We start from the raw sequence: 17053 nt of genomic DNA, 5'->3' as shown, positions 1-17053 counted from the left end.
CTTAGATCGGCTTATGAAAAGTTATTCTCACCTACATAGATGATTTCTAGATTCCCCAGTGAGACCTCTCCGACGATGTAAAAGTCTTTGCTGGTTAAATTGCTAGGATTTTCCTGGTGTTGGATAGCTGACAGAGAACTTTCTACATTGACATGAACCCGCCAGTCGCTCGGGACATAGAGACTCAAACTTCCAAGGGAGACATCCACCGCAAACTGGGCTGAGGGTCCTTCTATCCGGCAATTGTCAAAATAGATAGAAGCTTCTCCCAAGCTCACATCCGCACTCCCACCCGTAAAATTCTGGTCATTCAAATACTTGGTCACTGTAGAGAAGGAGACGTCGATGTCATTGCCAGCAGTTTGCGAAGATGTTCCTGCTGAGTAGGAGTTCCAAGTAGTTTTTGCTTTTTTGGAAGGCTTGAAGAGAATATTGAGACCGATTACCGCTAAAATAGAAGAAAAGATGACCACCGAATTGGATACTGGAAGAAAATGGTATTGGCCATTAAGGGAGAAGAGGGCCAAGATCCCATATAGGAAGCCCCAACCAAAGTGGCGCTTCAAGAAACTAGAGAGGGAAAGGACTGCGAGCAAGACAACCCAAGCCAGCGTCCAGATACTGATCTCCCATTTTACAAAATAGCCTTGTAAGAGCACCAAAGCTGCTAGGAGGATTAAGAAAATCCCAATTAATTTATTTTTCATTTTGTTACCTCATTTCCTTTAACCGTTCTTTTAAGAGTTGATAATAGTGTCGGGACACGTGTACCTGCTTATGGGTTTGATAAAAGTTTACTGTACTGGTTCCCGAAAAAGATTTTTCGATGGAATAAATCTGCTTGGTATTGACGATGGTCGACTTGGAGATGCGACAGAAAGCAATCGGCAAGATTTCTTCCAATTCGTAGAGTTTTTGACGGACCTCATAAGCCTCTTCTCTGGTATGTCCATAGATCTTTTCACCATCTGTCTCAAAGAAGAGAATTTCTGACACATCTACAAAGTACTCGCTTCGATCCTTGTAAAAGGTCAAGGGCGTCATTTTTTGCTCCAAGATCAACTGTTGCAAGCGGGCGACATCCTCCGTCAATCGAGGAGCCCGAATGATCATTTCTGGCTCATCCATCTGCGGATCTAATTCGATACGAACTTTCATAGGACTCCTTTCTTAACCTTTGTTAGTAACATTATAACAGCTGTTCGAAATCTTACAAGACCTTTTCGGTAAGTGGTTCTTTTCAGCCCCTAAGTGGTTCTTTCAGACAGCTAAAAAGGACTTAGTCTGAAGAAATCTCTTCATACCAAGCCCCTGAAGCGAATAAAATTGGAAGCATTATTTTTCTTTTGGTGCGTCTGGAAAAAGAAAACCGAGACCAAGACAAGCCAAGACACCCGCAGTAATCACGACCCCATTTGAAATCGGAAGAAGGTCATAGATGGCATTGGCAATGATAAAACCAATGATGGCACAAATCAAGCTGGACTTGTAGTCTTTCTTGAGTGCATTTTCAAGCGTAAAGAAAGCAAACAAGACAACTGGAACCAAGGGCCAAAGATTGGCATCTATTTTCGGATAACCAACCATACTAAAGGTGATGACAGCAATAGCTGCAAGGATAAATCCAAGCCCAATTAATTTTTTCATGATACTACCTCTTTTTGTAATGTTATCAGAAGACTAGCTTCTTTTGATAAACCTACTATAACAAACAGAGGCAAGGGTGACAAGGAAATTTGGATAAGCGGTCAAATTATCGGACTATCTGGTCACATGAACATGAATGAGCCAGATGAACTAGCCATTTTTAGGGGATGGTTCCCCTCCTTCATGAAACCATTCCAGTCCATGACGATTGAGAAAAGCAAAGATGAGTTTGAAAATTTTTTTAATCATTTGGTACAAATTTTGGTACAAAAAGTGATTCGACATCAAAAAAAGCCCGTCACAAGGGGCTTTTTCTTGTATAGTTTAATGCCGAATGCAGGGATCGAACCTGTGACCTACGCGTTACGAGTGCGTTGCTCTACCAACTGAGCTAATTCGGCGATTACTTTCTCAGTATAGCACTCTGATAGCGGATGTCAAGCACTTTTAGTTGATCTTTTTAATCAAAATCTGACAAGGATTTTGAGGCCCCCAAAGTTGTGGAAAAATCTCTAGTTTTTTAAAACCAAGACTGCGATAAAAGATATTGGTTCGGTCATAATCCTTGTTAGAACCTTCTGCCACTGTTTTTACCTGTAAATAGTCGACTTTTTTGCAGGCTTCACTTTCCAAAGTAGCAAGCAACTGACTTCCAATCCCCCTGCCTTGATGAGCTTTTTTTACACCGAGACAATCAATCTCTGCACAATCTTCACTAGAATAGGACAAGCTTACAAAGCCAAGCAAATCACCCTCCTGATAGGCAGCCCACACTTGCAAGTCCTTGGCTCCTTCGATGTAGGCTTGCGTGCTTTCTGGCATTCCAAACCATTCTGGCAAATCCTTTAAAACCTCGGCGACAACTGCCATTTTTTGCTCTTCATCCTTAACTTCTTTAATAACAAGCATCATAAGTTCCTTTCTTGATTTTAGTCCTACTTTACCTCTTACGAACCAGCACTTTCGTATGAGTCTAATCCCCTATCCCAGAGTTTCAGAGAGATGCAAAAGAAGATAAGAGAAATCAGAATCAAACCACCGATATTAAAGAAGACATCCTTGTCCTGCAAGAAATAGCTGGCAGGATAGTAGGCCGTAAAGGCGAAAGGTACAATAAAGCTAATTAACCAACGAAGGAGCGAATTGTAAATGGAAATCGGGTACTTGGCAAAATCATTAAACATATAGAAAATGTAAATCATGGCGCCTGACTGCTTGGTCCAAAAAGCGATGCTGGCTGTAGCAATTTTCAAGGAAGTGTAAATCAAGGTTGCAAAAGGAATGCAAACTAGAAAAATCAGGAATTTCGGTAGAGTCCAAGCAATGCTAGAGACCGTTGTCGCTAGTAAAATTCCACCGACCAAAAGTTCACCCAAGGCATCAATCTGAAAGGTCTCAACGAGGATGTGAAAGAGAGGATTGATAGGACGAGTCAGATACTTGTCAAACTCCCCTTTTCGGACTAAGCGTTGACCTAGTGCCCAGAGATTGTCAAAAAAGAGGTGGTCCAGTCCCTTGGGAATCAAGGAAAAACCATAGATAAAGGCAATTTCTTGAAAAGTCCAGCCTTCTAGCGAGGGGATGTGTTGAAAGATGACATTGAGAAACAAGAGGTTCAAGCCTTGGGTCAGAAAAACTCCTAGCACACCAACCACAAAATCGACCTTGTATTCCATGATTTGTTTGATGTATTGTCTGATAAAAATCAGATGCATGCGTTGATATTTTTTCATACTAACCTCCCTGAATGGTGATGAAGGACTGGACTCGTTTCCAAATCAACTGAGACAAGCCTAGCATCACTAAGAGCCAGAAGAACTGAAGCAAAAGTGCTTGAAGAATCTGACTAGCATCGTATTTCCCAACAATAATCATGACCGGAGTGTAAATTAAGGATGAGAAAGGTAAGAAGGACAGAATATCTGAAATGACCTTTGGAAAGAAAGCCAAGGGAATCAAACTCCCAGACATAAAGGCCACTATGGAAGTCTTAAGTAGGTTGGAACCCCAAAGATTTTTAAATACAAAGGCTGAAAATCCAAAGCAGATATTAAAGAAAAAGTTAATCAGATAGGCCAGCGTTAAGCTAAAAAGATAAAGGGTAGTTAGTCCCAACACTTCTACAATTCCTTGCCCAGACAAGATTTTCATCAAAACAATGACACTTAAAAATGGCAGTCCAACAGAGATAAAAATCAACCACCTGGAACCAAGCTCCGTAAAGAGGTAAGAAGCCGCAAAATGCACTGGTCGCAACAAGCGCATGATAATGGAACCATCCTTGACCTCATCACCAATCATAAAGGAAGAATCCGACCTAGTCAGAAGATTAGTCACAAAACTCATGATGATGTAGAGGGTGATATCCGCCATACTGAAGCCCTGAATCAAAGGCTCCTGGGAGGAATCAAAGACAGCCTTCCAGAGATAGAAAGCGACAAAAGCCCCCATGACATCACCAATCCGATAGAGAATAAAGTTGACTCGATAGCTAATCAACTCCTGAATCCCTGCATTGATAAAGGGTTTATAACGTCTCCACAATTTGACCATCTTAGAGTTCCTTTCGGTAGAAGCGACGGATAATATCCTCAATATCCGTATCTACCATCTTCAAATCACGGACTTCAAAATCAGATAAGGTTTGCTTGATAATATCGGCCGACTGGTAGCAGGAACTATCGAATTCAATATTGAGAGTATTTCCTTGTCTATCAATGGACATATCAGGCAAGCCCTCATAATGAGAGAGGAGATGATTTTGACCTGGCGTCAGCTCAAAGGAGAGAGTCTTCATCTTGCCAAAGGTCTCCTTGAGCTGGCTAACCGTTCCATCAAAAATCTCTTGCCCCTTATCAATCATAAAAATCCGATCACAGAGTTGCTCAATATCACTCAAATCATGAGTAGTCAAGAGAATAGTTGTCTCTTCCTCCTGATTAATCTGAGTAATGGCCCGGCGAATGTTGTCCTTGACCGACACATCCAAACCAATAGTCGGTTCATCTAAAAAGAGAACCTTGGGATTGTGAAGTAAGGAAGCCGCAATATCCGCCCGCATCCGTTGACCTAGTGAAAGAGTCCGCACAGGATCCTTGATAAATTCCTTCAAATCCAAAACTTCATTCAAAAAGTCCATGCGCTTTTGGAAAAGCGAGTCCGGTACATCATAGATCTCTTTCAAAACCGTGTAGGTCTCTTGCAAAGCCAAATCCCACCATAGCTGGGTGCGTTGTCCGAAAACGACTCCAATATCCTTGACATAATCTTGGCGATTATCCTGGGGAATCTTGCCGTTAATCCGACAAAAGCCAGATGTGGGCTTCAAAATTCCTGTCAGCATTTTGATGGTGGTCGACTTCCCAGCACCATTTGCCCCGATAAATCCTAGAATCTGCCCTTTTGGAACTTCAAAAGTTAAATCCTTGACCGCTTCAAAAGTCTGCTTTTCAGGATGAACAAAGGAGCGCAAGGCCCCCTTTAACCCCGGCTCCTTAACTGTCTTCACAAAATTTTTCTGAAGATGTTGCACTTCTATCATTGCCATATCTATCTCCCTATCGTAAGAAGCAACATTGTATTTTTGACTACAAATATTCTAAATCCTTACTTTCTACACTTTTTCAATATTATTACAGAGGGCTTTATACCAACCTATTATAATCTAATAAAAACAGGAATGCAAGCGTTTGCTTATTGATTATGAAATTAGAGATTTCTCTCTTAAAATGAAACTTTTAATCAGAAATTCTGTTAAATAGTTTCCTTAAGACACCAAAAAACCTGCCCTTAGGGGCAGGCTACGAATTGTAAAAAGGCAAACTATTTTGATCAATATGAATCATAATCTCCTAATATTAACTCAACAATTTAATTATATCATGTAAAAACTATATTGGCCCTTCAAACAAAAAATTATTACTAGAAATGAGTGAATTAGTTTGTTTACAATAAACACTTTTCCAAATAAGAGAACCAAAAAAGACCTACCCTTACGGATAAGCCTTCTTACATGTTTATTTCTTTATTCAATTACTTGGCTTTCTGCTACTTTCTTGTACCAGTGAGCTGACTTCTTCGGATAGCGCTCTTGGGTTTCAAAGTCCACATAAAAGAGACCATAGCGTTTTTCGTAACCATTTGACCAAGAGAAGACGTCCATGAGTGACCAAATGAAGTAGCCTTTGACGTTTGCCCCATCCGCAATCGCATCGGACAGAACTTCCAAGTGTTGTTTCACATAATCAATCCGTCCATCGTCATAAACCGTATTGTCCACAAACTCATCTTTGTAGCCCAGTCCGTTTTCAGTGATGTAGATTTTCTTATAGTTTGGATAATCCGCCTTCACACGCATGATCTGATCATATAGCCCTTGAGGATAAATGATCCAGTCCCAGTCAGTGCGAGGTACATAGTCAGGAGCTACACGACGACCAACACCTTTAATTTGGTACTTAGAGCTTCCTTTTTCCCCTTTACCGTTGTGGATGATTTCAGTTTCACCATCAAATGCTTCCATCCAATCACTCATGTAGTAGTTAATTCCAAGGAAGTCATTCAGGTCTTTAGCTGCTTCAAGTGCCACAAAGTCTTCGTCTCGAAGATCCAACTCACCACCATTAACTGAAAGAATGTGGTTAACGCCATCCATCGTTTCTTTTGAATAGTGGCCAAGGTAGGTTGCATCTAGAATAAACTTGTTATGGATGATATCTTCCAACTCAGCTGCTCGAATATCAGCAGGGTTCTTAGGATCTAATGGATATTTAGTTGGTAACGCGTGCACAACTCCAATTTCACCTTCATACCCTTTGTCTTTATACAATTTCACAGCACGAGCATGAGACACCATCATATTGTGGTGGGATTGGAAGACTTTGGCAAGGTCATACTGAATACCTGGAGGGAATTTTCCGACTAAGTATTGACCATCACCGATTGGTCCAATTTCATTAAATGTTGTCCAGTAGTTTACTTCTGGGAATTCTTCAAAACAGAAGGCAGCATAGTCTACAAAGTGTTCGATATTTTCACGATTCAAGAAGTCTCCGTTTGAGTGAAGAGCTTCTGGTGTATCAAAGTGATGGAGGGTTACAAAAGGCTCCACATGACGTTTATGACATTCTGCAAATAACTTATGATAGAATTCTACCCCTTTTGGATTTACTTCACCATAGCCAGTTGGGAAAATACGTGACCAAGCAATAGAAATACGAATTCCGTTTACGCCATATTCTTCAGCCAACTGTAAGTCTACTGGATATTTATGGTAGAAATCGCTTGCTGGTTCTGCTGTATACCAATAGTTATCAGCTAAGTATTTGTCCCAAGCAACTGGTCCTTTTCCGTCAGTATGGGTAGCTCCTTCTGCTTGATAGGCAGCCGTTGCCCCACCAAAAATAAAATCTTTAGGAAGTGTTTTTGTCATTTTTTCACCTATTTCTTGATTGGATAAAATGAAAAGTGAGGGGAGAGGAGTTAGTGAGCCATCCATCTCCATCTCACTTCTTGTTCCAAGCCACCGAATTGTGACATGAGGAGGTAAAAACGATATATTTTTACCGACGAATTAACAAGTCGATTAGGAAAATCGCCATAGCGATTTCCGTTACGATAGGAGACTGTTTCACAGTCCCTATCGTTAATCGAATTGCGCTTGAACAAAGGCTAGAGCACCTTGTCCATCGCGTGTCAATTTAATGTATTGAGATCCTTCAGTCTTAGCCAATTTGATTCCAAGTTTATCTGTTTCAGCCTTCATATCTTCATAGTTTGAAGCTACTTGAGGAGCAAGAATAACAAGGTCAAATTCTGGCAACATTTCACGGTGAGCTCCGTAGCCACCAGCTGCCGCTTTGACAGGAACATTGTATTCTGCAGCAGCTTTATTCAAAGCATTGGCAAGAAGACCGCTTGTTCCACCACCCGCACAAAGAACGAGGACGTTTGTTTCTTCAGTAATTGTATTTTGTGCTGATTCTACTCCAGCTTTTGCAAGAATAGCATCTGCTTTTGCAGTGTTAAAGTTTGCAGCTACTTTATCTTTTAATTCGTCATTAGCTTTACCAGAACGTTCTTCTTCAAGAATTTGTTCATCATAAACCTTGAGGAATGGATAGTAGATAGCAATATCTACTACAATTAACAATGCTGCAAGAGCGAATGATAAGAACTGGAAGTTTGTACCAAGAACAATACCAAGAGGTCCTGGTGTAGTCCATGGAAGGTTGGCAGTAAATGAGTTCATGCCAAGTGTTTCAATAAAGAACTTAAAGATCCATACGTTTGCAATTGGTGCAAAGATGAATGGGATAAAGAAGATTGGGTTCAAAACAAGCGGTGCACCAAACAAGATTGGTTCGTTTACACCGAAGAATGTAGGAACTACTGAAGCACGTCCAATAGCACGATTTCGTTTTGATTTACACAACCACATAAACATGAATGGAACCACAAGAGTTGCTCCTGTACCACCCATAGTGACGATGAACATTTGTGTACCAGATGTAAGGATCTTATCAGCGTGCATACCTTGTTGAAGGAGGTTCAAGTTGACTTCGGCATTTGCATAAGTGATCGCTGCAATCGCAGGCTCAACGATAGATGGGCCGTGAATACCAATAAACCAGAAGAATGCAAAGGCACCGAAAATAATCGTAATACCAACATAACCGTCTGCTGCTGAGAATAGAGGCGCAAGAAGAGTACCAATAGATTCAGCTACTGTTACACCAAGACTACCCTTCACAATCAGTTCAAGTCCATAAAGGAGAACCACTGATACAGTGAATGGAATCAAGTCTTTAAATACTTGAGAGATATTTGGTGGAACTTCGTCTGGCATGCGAATCGTAACATTGTTTTTCACGCAGACTTTGTAAACATTAACGGTAACGAAGGCTGCAATAAAGGCTGTCAAAAGACCTTTTGTTCCCATGAAGGCAGTCAGAAAACCTCCTTCTTTCGCTGGTTCAGCTGCCATTAGAAGGAAACCAACCATAGATGCCAACATGGTTGACAAGAAGTTGATCTGGTTTGTTGCAGGTAGGTCACGGTTGACAGAATCTGTCAGAGCTTTGGCTGTAGTTCCACCTACGAAGAAAGCCAAAATTCCCATCGAATAGCTATAAGGTGTCATCAAGAAGTTTTCAATTTCTTTTGACCAATGGAAGCCCCATGCATTTGGAACATAGGCAATCAAGATAAAGATAGATGAGAATAAGATGACTGGCATCCCCGCGATAAATCCATCACGAATCGCACGCAGATATTTATTACGAGAAATCTTCTCGAAGAAAGGTTTTCCTTTCTCAATTAATTCAATTAATTTATGCATTATTTTACTCCTCTTTTGTATAGTTCAATGAGATGATGAATCACATCTTTTAATAGGATCGTTGTCATTAAGTGGTCCTGCCCATGCATCATGGTAATGCTGTAAGGGAGGTCTTCTCCGGCTGCTTCTTGCGCTAGCATAGTTGTTTGAGACTTGTGAGCCTCTGCGATGCAGCTTCCTGCTTCTTCTACCAAGCTTTCCGCTTGAGCGAAGTCACCCTTCTCAGCTGCCTTGAGGGCCTCCAAAAGTTTAGAGCGAGCATCCCCTGCATAGGCAACGATCTCAAAACCTAATAGTGTCATTTCTTCTTTGGTCATGACCAATTCCTCCAATTTGAATTTCTTAATTTTTAAAAGTTGTTACAATAATCGTTGAATGTGTAAGACAAGATAGACCCGTTCGCTCTTGTACAAGTCAACTCCAGTCTCCCTAGAAATCACATCATAAATCTTGGAACCAATCTCAAAGGCTTTGGGATAGGAGCTTTTGATGTGCTCCTCCATATCTAGAAGTGATTGATTATCGTCTCGATTGCGATCCAGGTAATCCAAGAAGTAGTTGAGATGAATCATGAAGCGATCATAAAAGTTATTGTTGGTCTCGGTTCGTTTGATTGAGTAACTATCCAAAACCTCTTCCACACCTTTTAAGATTTCTTTGCGCTGGTCCATGGAATCCACGATTTCCACTCCATTTTCACCTTCTGCGTTGATGAAATGATAGGCGATGCGAGTGATCTCATCTTCAGGGAAGCTAGTTGTGAGCTTCTCCCGATAGATATCTACTGCCTCTTTGGCAATCTCAAAAGCCACTGGATAGTTCTCCGAGATATCCAAAAGATTACTTTCCTTATACCTGCCTTGGGTCATTGCTTGGTAAGAGCAAAACATGTGGTCGGTCAAGGTCACATAGATATATTCTTGAACGGGATAGTGATACTTTTTGATCAAGTAATCAATCATCTCGTAGGTCACTGTGATGAAGTCTAACGGAACATCTTTTAGCAGGGTCATAAAGTTCTCTCGGGATTCCTCTGTTTTCATCCGAAAGAGCTTTTCTACCTTTTCTTTAGGGACTAGGTCGCCCTTCTTTTTCCCAAAAACAATTCCTTTTCCAATGACAATCAGTTCTTCCCCTTTGTCATTTCTCACCAGAGCAACATTGTGATTGAGTGGATTTAAAATCCGATACATGGTACTCTCCTTGCTAGTTTATTTAAGGTTTAGGGTATAAAAAATGACCACAAATGAGATCAGAGAGGGTTCTCCCCGATTCATCTGTGATCATGCGTAATCTAACTTACTAACACTCACCTTGTATTCACTTATGGATTAAGTATAGCACACGCTTTTGTTTTTGTAAACCCTTTCTTAACAACTTTTTAACTTTTTTGTTTTTTTCTAACAAATAGCTGTTTATAGCTGTCTTCTCTGGGCTCTTCAAGGAAATTTGAACGCCCATCGTTAAAGGAGTGGTCTACACTTTTAAATACGCTCTTTCCAAGAAGTTGCGACTTGGTCCAAGACTTGGTTGAGTTCTTCAATGTTGCGACGACCTTCGGTACGCAACCATTCACGAGCTGCAGCTTCCCCATTCTTGATGTAGGCTTCTACAGATCCAGCCCAAGTTGCACGTCCGCAAAGAACCCCGTTGAAGTTTGCGCCTGCTTCATGCGCAAAGACTAGGGTTTCTTGGAAGAGTTTGGCAGAAACACCTGCACTCAAGTAGATGTATGGAAGGTTGGTTGCTTCTTCTTGTTCTTTAAAGAAGGCCGCAGCTTCCTCACGACTATGCACAATTTCTCCATCGCCAAATCCTTCTACATATTTGACATTGACTGGCACTTCTACTTTCAAGACATCGATGTTGAAGCGTGGGTCTGAGAAGACTTTCATCGCTTCGATGACCTTGCGAGGTTTCACTTTAGCGTATTCTACAGAACCTGCATCAGCGATTGTTTCATCGTAAGCCAAGATTTCAAGGAAGAATGGAATTTCTTCTGCCGCACATTCTGAACCGATGCGTTCGATGTAGGCTTGTTTTTCTTGGTTGAGTTCGTCTGCACTATCCACATCATAGTAGAGCAAGAATTTCACTGCATCTGCACCCTGCTCTTTGATGCGTTTAGCTGACCAAAGGTTGAGGCAGTCTGGCAGACGCTTGGTGCTAGAAGTGTCATAGCCTGTTTTTTCATATGCCAACAAAAGCCCTGCTTCTGCATCCAAGACCTTGGTCGCTGGAAGTCCATACTCAGGGTCCAAGAGCATAGAAGATGCGAATGGTGTCAATTCTTCAGCCACTAGGACCTTCAATTCTTCCATTTGAGCCACTGTTGGTTCTGTGTCTTGGTATTGGGCCATGAGGCGTTTCAAAGCACCGCGTTGGTCAAAAGCCAAGGCAGAGATCACACCCTCTTTGGTGCTCAATTTTTCTAAATAGTTGCGTTTTTGTTCTGTTAATACCATCTTATACCTCTTTTACATTTATCTGTTGATACAAATCATCATAGTGATGAATATTGATATGGCCTGTCGTTGCTTCTTGAGCATTCAACATGCCAAGGACATTGGCTTTGGTTAAAAGCGCTTGGTCATCTTCCTGATGATAGAGAGCTGAGGCAATCCCAGCAACCGTTGAATCACCAGAGCCCACTGGGTTGACGACTTCAATTTTTGGAATATCCACTTTATAGAAGACATCTCCGTGTTTGGCAAAGGCACCGTCAGCTCCTAGGGAGACGATGATCCAGTCAATGCCTTCAAATAAGTCAGTTTGAAGAACTTCTTTTAATTGATCAAAATCCTTGGTCACCTCATAGCCCAGTAATTGGGACAATTCTTCATTATTTGGCTTGATAACCGTTGGTTTAATAGGGGCTGCTAGAGCTTTTTCTAAGGAAGCACCTGAGCAATCCAGAACGACTGGTTTTCCTGCCTTCTTAGCACGCTCGACCAATTTCACATAATAATCAACTGGTAACCCAGCTGGTAAACTTCCTGAGATAACAACAACTGTTACAGCTGGAAGCAAAGCTTCAAAGTGAGACAGAAAGGCTTTCCCTTCTTCTTCAGAAACAGATGGACCTTTTTCCAGGATTTCAGTTTGTTGCCCTTCGTGGAGAATAGCAATACAATTGCGGGTCTCCCCTTGAATTTCAAAGAATTCTTTGCCGATCTTCTGATCCAGATGTTCCAAGATAAATTGGCCTGTTGAACCGCCAACCAGACCAGTCGCTGAGACAGGATCTCCAATCTCTGCTAGGACCCGTGTGACATTGAGTCCCTTACCTCCTGCAGTTTTGCTTACCTTGCCTACTCGATTGACCGTATCCAATTGTAAGGTTTCTAATGGATAGGAAATGTCAATAGATGGGTTCATGGTTACTGTTAAGATCATAATCCCACCTCTTAGTCGTGGTATTCACCACGATCCCATTTTTCAAGGAATTCTGTGAAGAAATCCTCATCTTCTTGATGGTCGTTGTGGGTTTCCAAATGTTGAATCTTGGCGATCAATTTCTTGTTTTCTTCACTTGGTTTGTATTCTGCATGAATGAAAGCTTCAATAATATCGCACATGAGCAATTCACCAGTTACTTTCCCACCGAAACCAATGACGTTGGCATTGAGTTCTTCTTTGGCATAAAGTGCAGTTGTCATATCGCGGACCAAGGCTGAACGGATTCCAGGGACCTTGTTAACCGCGTTGTTAATCCCAACGCCAGTTCCACAGATACATACTCCAAAATCTGCAAGACCACTAGCTACAGCTTCTCCGACTTTTTTCCCAAAAATTGGGTAGTGGGTGCGCGCATGGTCATAGGTTCCGAAGTCAAGGACTTCATAGCCTTTTGATTTCAAAAATTCAGAAACAGCCATTTTTTCATTTGTGACAATATGGTCACATCCAATTGCAATTTTCATTCGTTTACTCCCCCCTTAGCACATCTTGTTGAGCATATCGACACGGATTTGGTGGCGACCGCCATCATACTTACCGTTTACAAAACCTTTAGCGATATTTTTTGCCAATTGGTCACCCACGATTTGAGCACCCATGGTGATCATGCGAGAATTGTTGTGTCCACGGGTCATGTAGGCAGAGCGTTCATCTGAAACTTCTGCTGCAACCATTCCCTTAATTTTAGTTGCGACCATGAATGGACCAGCTCCGTATGCATCAATGACAATACCCAGATTATCTTCTGCTTGTTTGACTTCTTTAGCAACAGCCAAGGTCACATCAACAAAGTCTTGCCCTTCTTCAGTGACATCCACCACTTGGAAACCTTCTACTTCCAAATATTCTTTGACTACTTCTTTTAAGCGAATACCTGTTGCATCCGCACCAACTACAATTGCCATATACTTCTCCTTTTTGCATTTCTGTCAACAAAGAAAGCTCTCCTCTTTCTTCATTCGACTTCGTTTTGTTATTCACAAACACAGTATAGCGCTAATTTTGTTTGTTGTCAACTATTTTTTGTTTATTTTTTTCTTTTTTCTTCATTTTTTACTATTTTTAGCCCTAAATTGTTTGTAATAAACAAAAAAAGAGAGAATCGCTCTCTCTTTTCAGTTTATTATTTATACAATCACACGTGTATATTCCTCTAATTCTTCATGTGCTTTTTCAGATGCATCGTCCGTTATCACCGCAGTTACTTTTTTCAAGGAACAGATAGAGGTAAAGTCTTCCTTGCCAATCTTGGAGGAATCAATCAGTAGGTAAGCTTCAGAAGAACGTTCTAAGGCTAACTTTTGCGTATAGGCTTCTTCAAAAGAAGAGGTCAGAACGCGTCCATCCACAATGCCATTCCCACTAAAAAACATCTTGTGGAAGTACATTCTTTCCATGAGAGTGTTCGTTATCTCGCCGACAAAAGCTTGACTGGTTTCTCGAAGTTCCCCTCCTAAGAGGATTACCTTAAAGGTATCACTTTTCTTCTTTAACAACTCTTGGAAAATCGGCAGACAGTTGGTCACCACACGCAATTCCTTATTATTAATGGCTTCGGAAAGAACCTCAACAGAGGTCCCCGGCCCAAGGAAGATACTCTCACCTTCTTTTATCAGTTCGCTAGCTTTCTTCGCTACCTCACGCTTAGCCAGAATATTCTTGAGTAACTTCTCTTCATGGGGAAGCTCTCGTGAAGGGAGGAATTGGTTACTTTTGGCTCCATTTCGAACCCGAATAAGGAGCCCTTGCTTTTCCAATTCAATCAAATCCCGACGGACAGTCATATCCGACACCTGCATACTTTCCATGATGTCTTGAACATAAACGGTTCCAGCCTTATTGACCAGATTGATGATCTCATTCAGTCTTTCCTGTTTTTTCATTTCCTACCTACTTGCTTCGTTTTTGTTTATTATAACCTTAAACTGACAGAATCGCAATCATTTTTTGTTTGAAATAAACACTTTTCTAAATAAGAGAACCAAAAAAGGCTTATCCTTACGGATAAACCTCTGGTTAATAACGTTTCAAGCAAGATTAAGCTTTGTTTTCGCTACCAAATACGTCGATACGTTCTTCAACTGAAGCTGTGATTGCTTCGAATCCTGGTTTTAAGAATTTACGTGGGTCGAAGAGTTTCTTCTTGTCGTATTCTGCTTCGTTTGCATCGTATTCACGTACGAATTGACGAGTTGCGTTAGCGAATGCGATTTGGCACTCAGTGTTAACGTTAACTTTCGCAACACCAAGTTTGATAGCTTCTTGGATTTGCTCATCAGGGATACCTGAACCACCGTGCAATACGATTGGGAATCCTGGAAGAGCTTCTGTCAATTTCTTCAAGTGATCAAGGTCAAGACCTTCCCAGTTTGCTGGGTATGGACCGTGGATGTTACCAATACCTGCTGCCAAGAAGTCGATTCCTGTAGCAACCATTGCTTTAGCATCTTCGATTGGTGCCAATTCACCTTTACCAACGATACCGTCTTCTTCACCACCGATTGTACCAACTTCAGCTTCAACTGAGATACCTTTAGCGTGAGCTTTTTCTACAACTTCTTTCGCCAATTTAAGGTTTTCTTCAACTGGAAGGTGTGATCCGTCGAACATGATTGAAGTATAACCAACTTCGATACACTCAAGAGCATCTTCATAGTGACCATGGTCCAAGTGGATTGCAACTGGTACAGTGATACCCATTGCTTCAACAAGGTTAGCGATCATGTTGCGAGCTACTTTGTAACCACCCATGTATTTAGCAGCACCCATAGAAGTTTGGATCAAAACTGGAGCTTTTTTAGCTTCTGCTGCACGCAAGATAGCTTGAGTCCACTCAAGGTTGTTTGTGTTAAATCCACCAACTGCGTAACCATTGTCACGAGCTGCTTGGACAAATTTTTCTGCTGAAACGATTGCCATTAGTTGTAGGCCTCCTCTTATTTTTTGTGGTTAAACCACTTACATTGTTTATTTTATCACTTTTTCATTGAAAATGCTAGCTTTTCCTGTAGCTTTAAGCGCTTTCTTATGATAAATGAGGAGGAATGCTTACTTTCCCAAGACTTCTACAGCCCATAGAAACGCAAAAGAAGGGAGCCCAAGCTCCCTCTTTTTAATCCTCTGCTTTAAAATTTTTTAATGAAACTAAAAATGCAATCCCGGAAATCACTAGGAATCCTCCTGCGACCCATTGAGAATAGAAGAAATAAGTAAATTCATGAACTTTCCCAAAGATTTTTCCAAATAGCCACATCAAGGGACTTTCAAGATACGAAAAACTCCAGGACAAAATAAGGAGATTCGCAAGTAAAAGAATGAGACCCGCTACCAGAAAGAGATTGGAAATCCACTTATGAATCCTCTTTTCATCTTTTAGGAGCCACCTAGAAGCGATGGCTAGAATACAGACAAAGAAGTTCCAGCTAATTAAAGCCATCAAGGCACTTCCGAAATCTTCATGTGCAGCGAGCCCCATGGCCAAAATCATGACTGGAGCAAAAAAATTAATGGCACTTCCTACGAGCGCTAGGAGCCCATTGATCAAAACCAGATAGTTCTTCTTCATATTCACACCTCATCTCACACCTATTCTATCATAAAGTTTTGAAAAACAAAAAAGACAGCCGAAGCTGTCTTGATTATCCGATGCGGAGAGAGGGACTTGAACCCTCACGACCTAAAGCGGTCACAGGATCCTTAGTCCTGCGCGTCTGCCAATTCCGCCATCCCCGCGATTGAGTACCTTACTAGTATATCAATCTTCTACTTTCTTGTCAAGATTTTTTTCAAACTTTTTTCAAAGGTTGCAGATTTTCACAAGTCAAGAAGAGCGTCGGCTACTTCACATCTCTCTTATGTTCAGATGAGGACTCATCCCTAATATAGGAGTTCTTCTTTAAGGGATTGGAATTGTCTCACTGGGGGTAACCAGATATTTTTCAAATTCTAAATCGGGCATACATGAGGACAAATCTTCTCTAATCCGCTCCAGTACTTCCAAGCGCATCTCTACAGAGGTCGCTCTGTTTCCCTGGATGATAAAGAGGGCATTGCGGGTAGTTTCCTCCATCTTATAGCGTTCACCATCTCTCACATCTAGCCAGGCCATAATACCCTCTTGATCTCGGTAGACCGGATCGGTTTCACTAACATGCTTTTCTGTTGATAAGATGGGCAAAAATGTATCCTCTCTTTGACTAATCGTAAACTCAATGGGTCCCTGGATTTTATCCAGATCATGCCCTCCAATGGCTAAAAAGGAACGGAGACATTCAACATTATAGATATCAATCACACTATTGATCGTAGGAAGGAAGCCTCGACTTTGGATATTCTTAATCAAAGCAAGAATAGTCGGCGGGTTCTTCTTGACACTACGCCCCACTTCCTTCAACAAATCCATATAGCCTTGTACAACTGCCTCCTCTTTCACCGAGCTGAGATCACAATTTAAGGCCCAGGCTTCCATCTCCTTCTTTTTAGCTAGAAAAGTTGCAGATAAGGGAGCTTGTGGATCCACCTGTTTGGCCACTCCGATTACAACTGTCTCAATCCCCAAATCCACCAAACTTTGATCAAGTATCCAGTCCATATGTCCTTCCTCCTTCT

At 41.3% G+C, this 17053-nt stretch carries 19 protein-coding genes and 2 tRNA genes; all 21 read right to left on the bottom strand.

The annotated features are described in order from the left end of the window. Nucleotides 1-11 precede the first annotated feature (11 nt). The 21 genes from I2D56_RS06690 to I2D56_RS06590 all read right to left on the bottom strand — a co-directional run bounded on the left by I2D56_RS06690 (nt 12) and on the right by I2D56_RS06590 (nt 17036). Nucleotides 12-707, bottom strand: a complete 696-nt coding sequence (locus I2D56_RS06690; RefSeq protein WP_195348239.1) for a LiaF transmembrane domain-containing protein — start codon at nt 705-707, stop codon at nt 12-14. Between the two features lie 4 nt (nt 708-711). After that, nucleotides 712-1158 (bottom strand): LytTR family DNA-binding domain-containing protein, encoded by a 447-nt coding sequence (locus tag I2D56_RS06685; RefSeq protein ID WP_048788766.1) that lies wholly within the window; start codon nt 1156-1158, stop codon nt 712-714. A gap of 177 nt (nt 1159-1335) precedes the next feature. Beyond that, a complete protein-coding gene (locus I2D56_RS06680) occupies nt 1336-1647 on the bottom strand; it encodes a LiaF transmembrane domain-containing protein (RefSeq protein ID WP_195348238.1) in 312 nt (103 codons plus the stop codon). Nucleotides 1648-1975: 328 nt separating this feature from the next. Next, nucleotides 1976-2048: transfer RNA gene (locus tag I2D56_RS06675), tRNA-Thr, on the bottom strand. Nucleotides 2049-2094: 46 nt separating this feature from the next. After that, the gene (locus I2D56_RS06670; protein WP_195348237.1) at nt 2095-2556 is read right to left on the bottom strand and encodes a GNAT family N-acetyltransferase; all 462 of its coding nucleotides are present in this window, start codon (nt 2554-2556) and stop codon (nt 2095-2097) included. Nucleotides 2557-2594: 38 nt separating this feature from the next. Next, nucleotides 2595-3380, bottom strand: a complete 786-nt coding sequence (locus I2D56_RS06665) for an ABC transporter permease (protein ID WP_195348236.1) — start codon at nt 3378-3380, stop codon at nt 2595-2597. 1 nt (nt 3381) lies between these two features. Further along, nucleotides 3382-4200, bottom strand: coding sequence for an ABC transporter permease (locus I2D56_RS06660; protein ID WP_195348235.1), 819 nt, complete (start codon nt 4198-4200; stop codon nt 3382-3384). A 1-nt stretch (nt 4201) separates the two neighbouring features. Continuing rightward, nucleotides 4202-5194 (bottom strand): ABC transporter ATP-binding protein, encoded by a 993-nt coding sequence (locus I2D56_RS06655; protein ID WP_195348234.1) that lies wholly within the window; start codon nt 5192-5194, stop codon nt 4202-4204. Between the two features lie 477 nt (nt 5195-5671). Beyond that, nucleotides 5672-7078: a 6-phospho-beta-galactosidase gene (lacG, locus tag I2D56_RS06650; RefSeq protein WP_324250353.1), complete on the bottom strand. Its 1407-nt coding sequence runs from the start codon at nt 7076-7078 to the stop codon at nt 5672-5674. 213 nt (nt 7079-7291) lie between these two features. Beyond that, nucleotides 7292-8986 carry a lactose-specific PTS transporter subunit EIIC gene (locus tag I2D56_RS06645; protein ID WP_195348232.1) on the bottom strand — a complete coding sequence of 565 codons (1695 nt, stop codon included), beginning with the start codon at nt 8984-8986 and terminating at the stop codon, nt 7292-7294. After that, nucleotides 8986-9303, bottom strand: coding sequence for a PTS lactose/cellobiose transporter subunit IIA (locus I2D56_RS06640; protein WP_117745228.1), 318 nt, complete (start codon nt 9301-9303; stop codon nt 8986-8988). The genes I2D56_RS06645 and I2D56_RS06640 overlap by 1 nt, the downstream gene beginning before the upstream one ends. A 42-nt stretch (nt 9304-9345) precedes the next feature. Beyond that, complete coding sequence (locus I2D56_RS06635) at nt 9346-10179, bottom strand: PRD domain-containing protein (protein WP_023027667.1); 834 nt, start codon at nt 10177-10179, stop codon at nt 9346-9348. A gap of 291 nt (nt 10180-10470) precedes the next feature. After that, complete coding sequence (lacD, locus tag I2D56_RS06630) at nt 10471-11451, bottom strand: tagatose-bisphosphate aldolase (protein WP_125374755.1); 981 nt, start codon at nt 11449-11451, stop codon at nt 10471-10473. A 1-nt stretch (nt 11452) separates the two neighbouring features. Beyond that, a complete protein-coding gene (locus I2D56_RS06625) occupies nt 11453-12382 on the bottom strand; it encodes a tagatose-6-phosphate kinase (protein ID WP_117745227.1) in 930 nt (309 codons plus the stop codon). 11 nt (nt 12383-12393) lie between these two features. After that, nucleotides 12394-12909 carry a galactose-6-phosphate isomerase subunit LacB gene (gene lacB, locus I2D56_RS06620; RefSeq protein WP_023027663.1) on the bottom strand — a complete coding sequence of 172 codons (516 nt, stop codon included), beginning with the start codon at nt 12907-12909 and terminating at the stop codon, nt 12394-12396. A 15-nt stretch (nt 12910-12924) separates the two neighbouring features. Next, nucleotides 12925-13350 (bottom strand): galactose-6-phosphate isomerase subunit LacA, encoded by a 426-nt coding sequence (gene lacA, locus I2D56_RS06615; protein ID WP_195348231.1) that lies wholly within the window; start codon nt 13348-13350, stop codon nt 12925-12927. A gap of 222 nt (nt 13351-13572) precedes the next feature. Further along, nucleotides 13573-14328: a DeoR/GlpR family DNA-binding transcription regulator gene (locus I2D56_RS06610; RefSeq protein WP_006595008.1), complete on the bottom strand. Its 756-nt coding sequence runs from the start codon at nt 14326-14328 to the stop codon at nt 13573-13575. Between the two features lie 154 nt (nt 14329-14482). After that, nucleotides 14483-15364, bottom strand: coding sequence for a class II fructose-bisphosphate aldolase (locus I2D56_RS06605; RefSeq protein ID WP_006595009.1), 882 nt, complete (start codon nt 15362-15364; stop codon nt 14483-14485). A gap of 193 nt (nt 15365-15557) precedes the next feature. Further along, nucleotides 15558-16010 carry a hypothetical protein gene (locus tag I2D56_RS06600; protein ID WP_195348230.1) on the bottom strand — a complete coding sequence of 151 codons (453 nt, stop codon included), beginning with the start codon at nt 16008-16010 and terminating at the stop codon, nt 15558-15560. 81 nt (nt 16011-16091) lie between these two features. Beyond that, nucleotides 16092-16177, bottom strand: a tRNA-Leu gene (locus I2D56_RS06595). 163 nt (nt 16178-16340) lie between these two features. Further along, nucleotides 16341-17036 carry a B3/4 domain-containing protein gene (locus I2D56_RS06590; RefSeq protein WP_195348229.1) on the bottom strand — a complete coding sequence of 232 codons (696 nt, stop codon included), beginning with the start codon at nt 17034-17036 and terminating at the stop codon, nt 16341-16343. Nucleotides 17037-17053: the final 17 nt, after the last annotated feature.

Origin of the sequence: Streptococcus australis (assembly GCF_015553625.1) — a bacterium.
GTDB classification, from domain to species: Bacteria; Bacillota; Bacilli; order Lactobacillales; family Streptococcaceae; genus Streptococcus; species Streptococcus australis_B.
The sequence above is the reverse complement of the archived record's forward strand: the minus strand, read 5'-3'. Positions and strand labels throughout refer to the sequence as shown.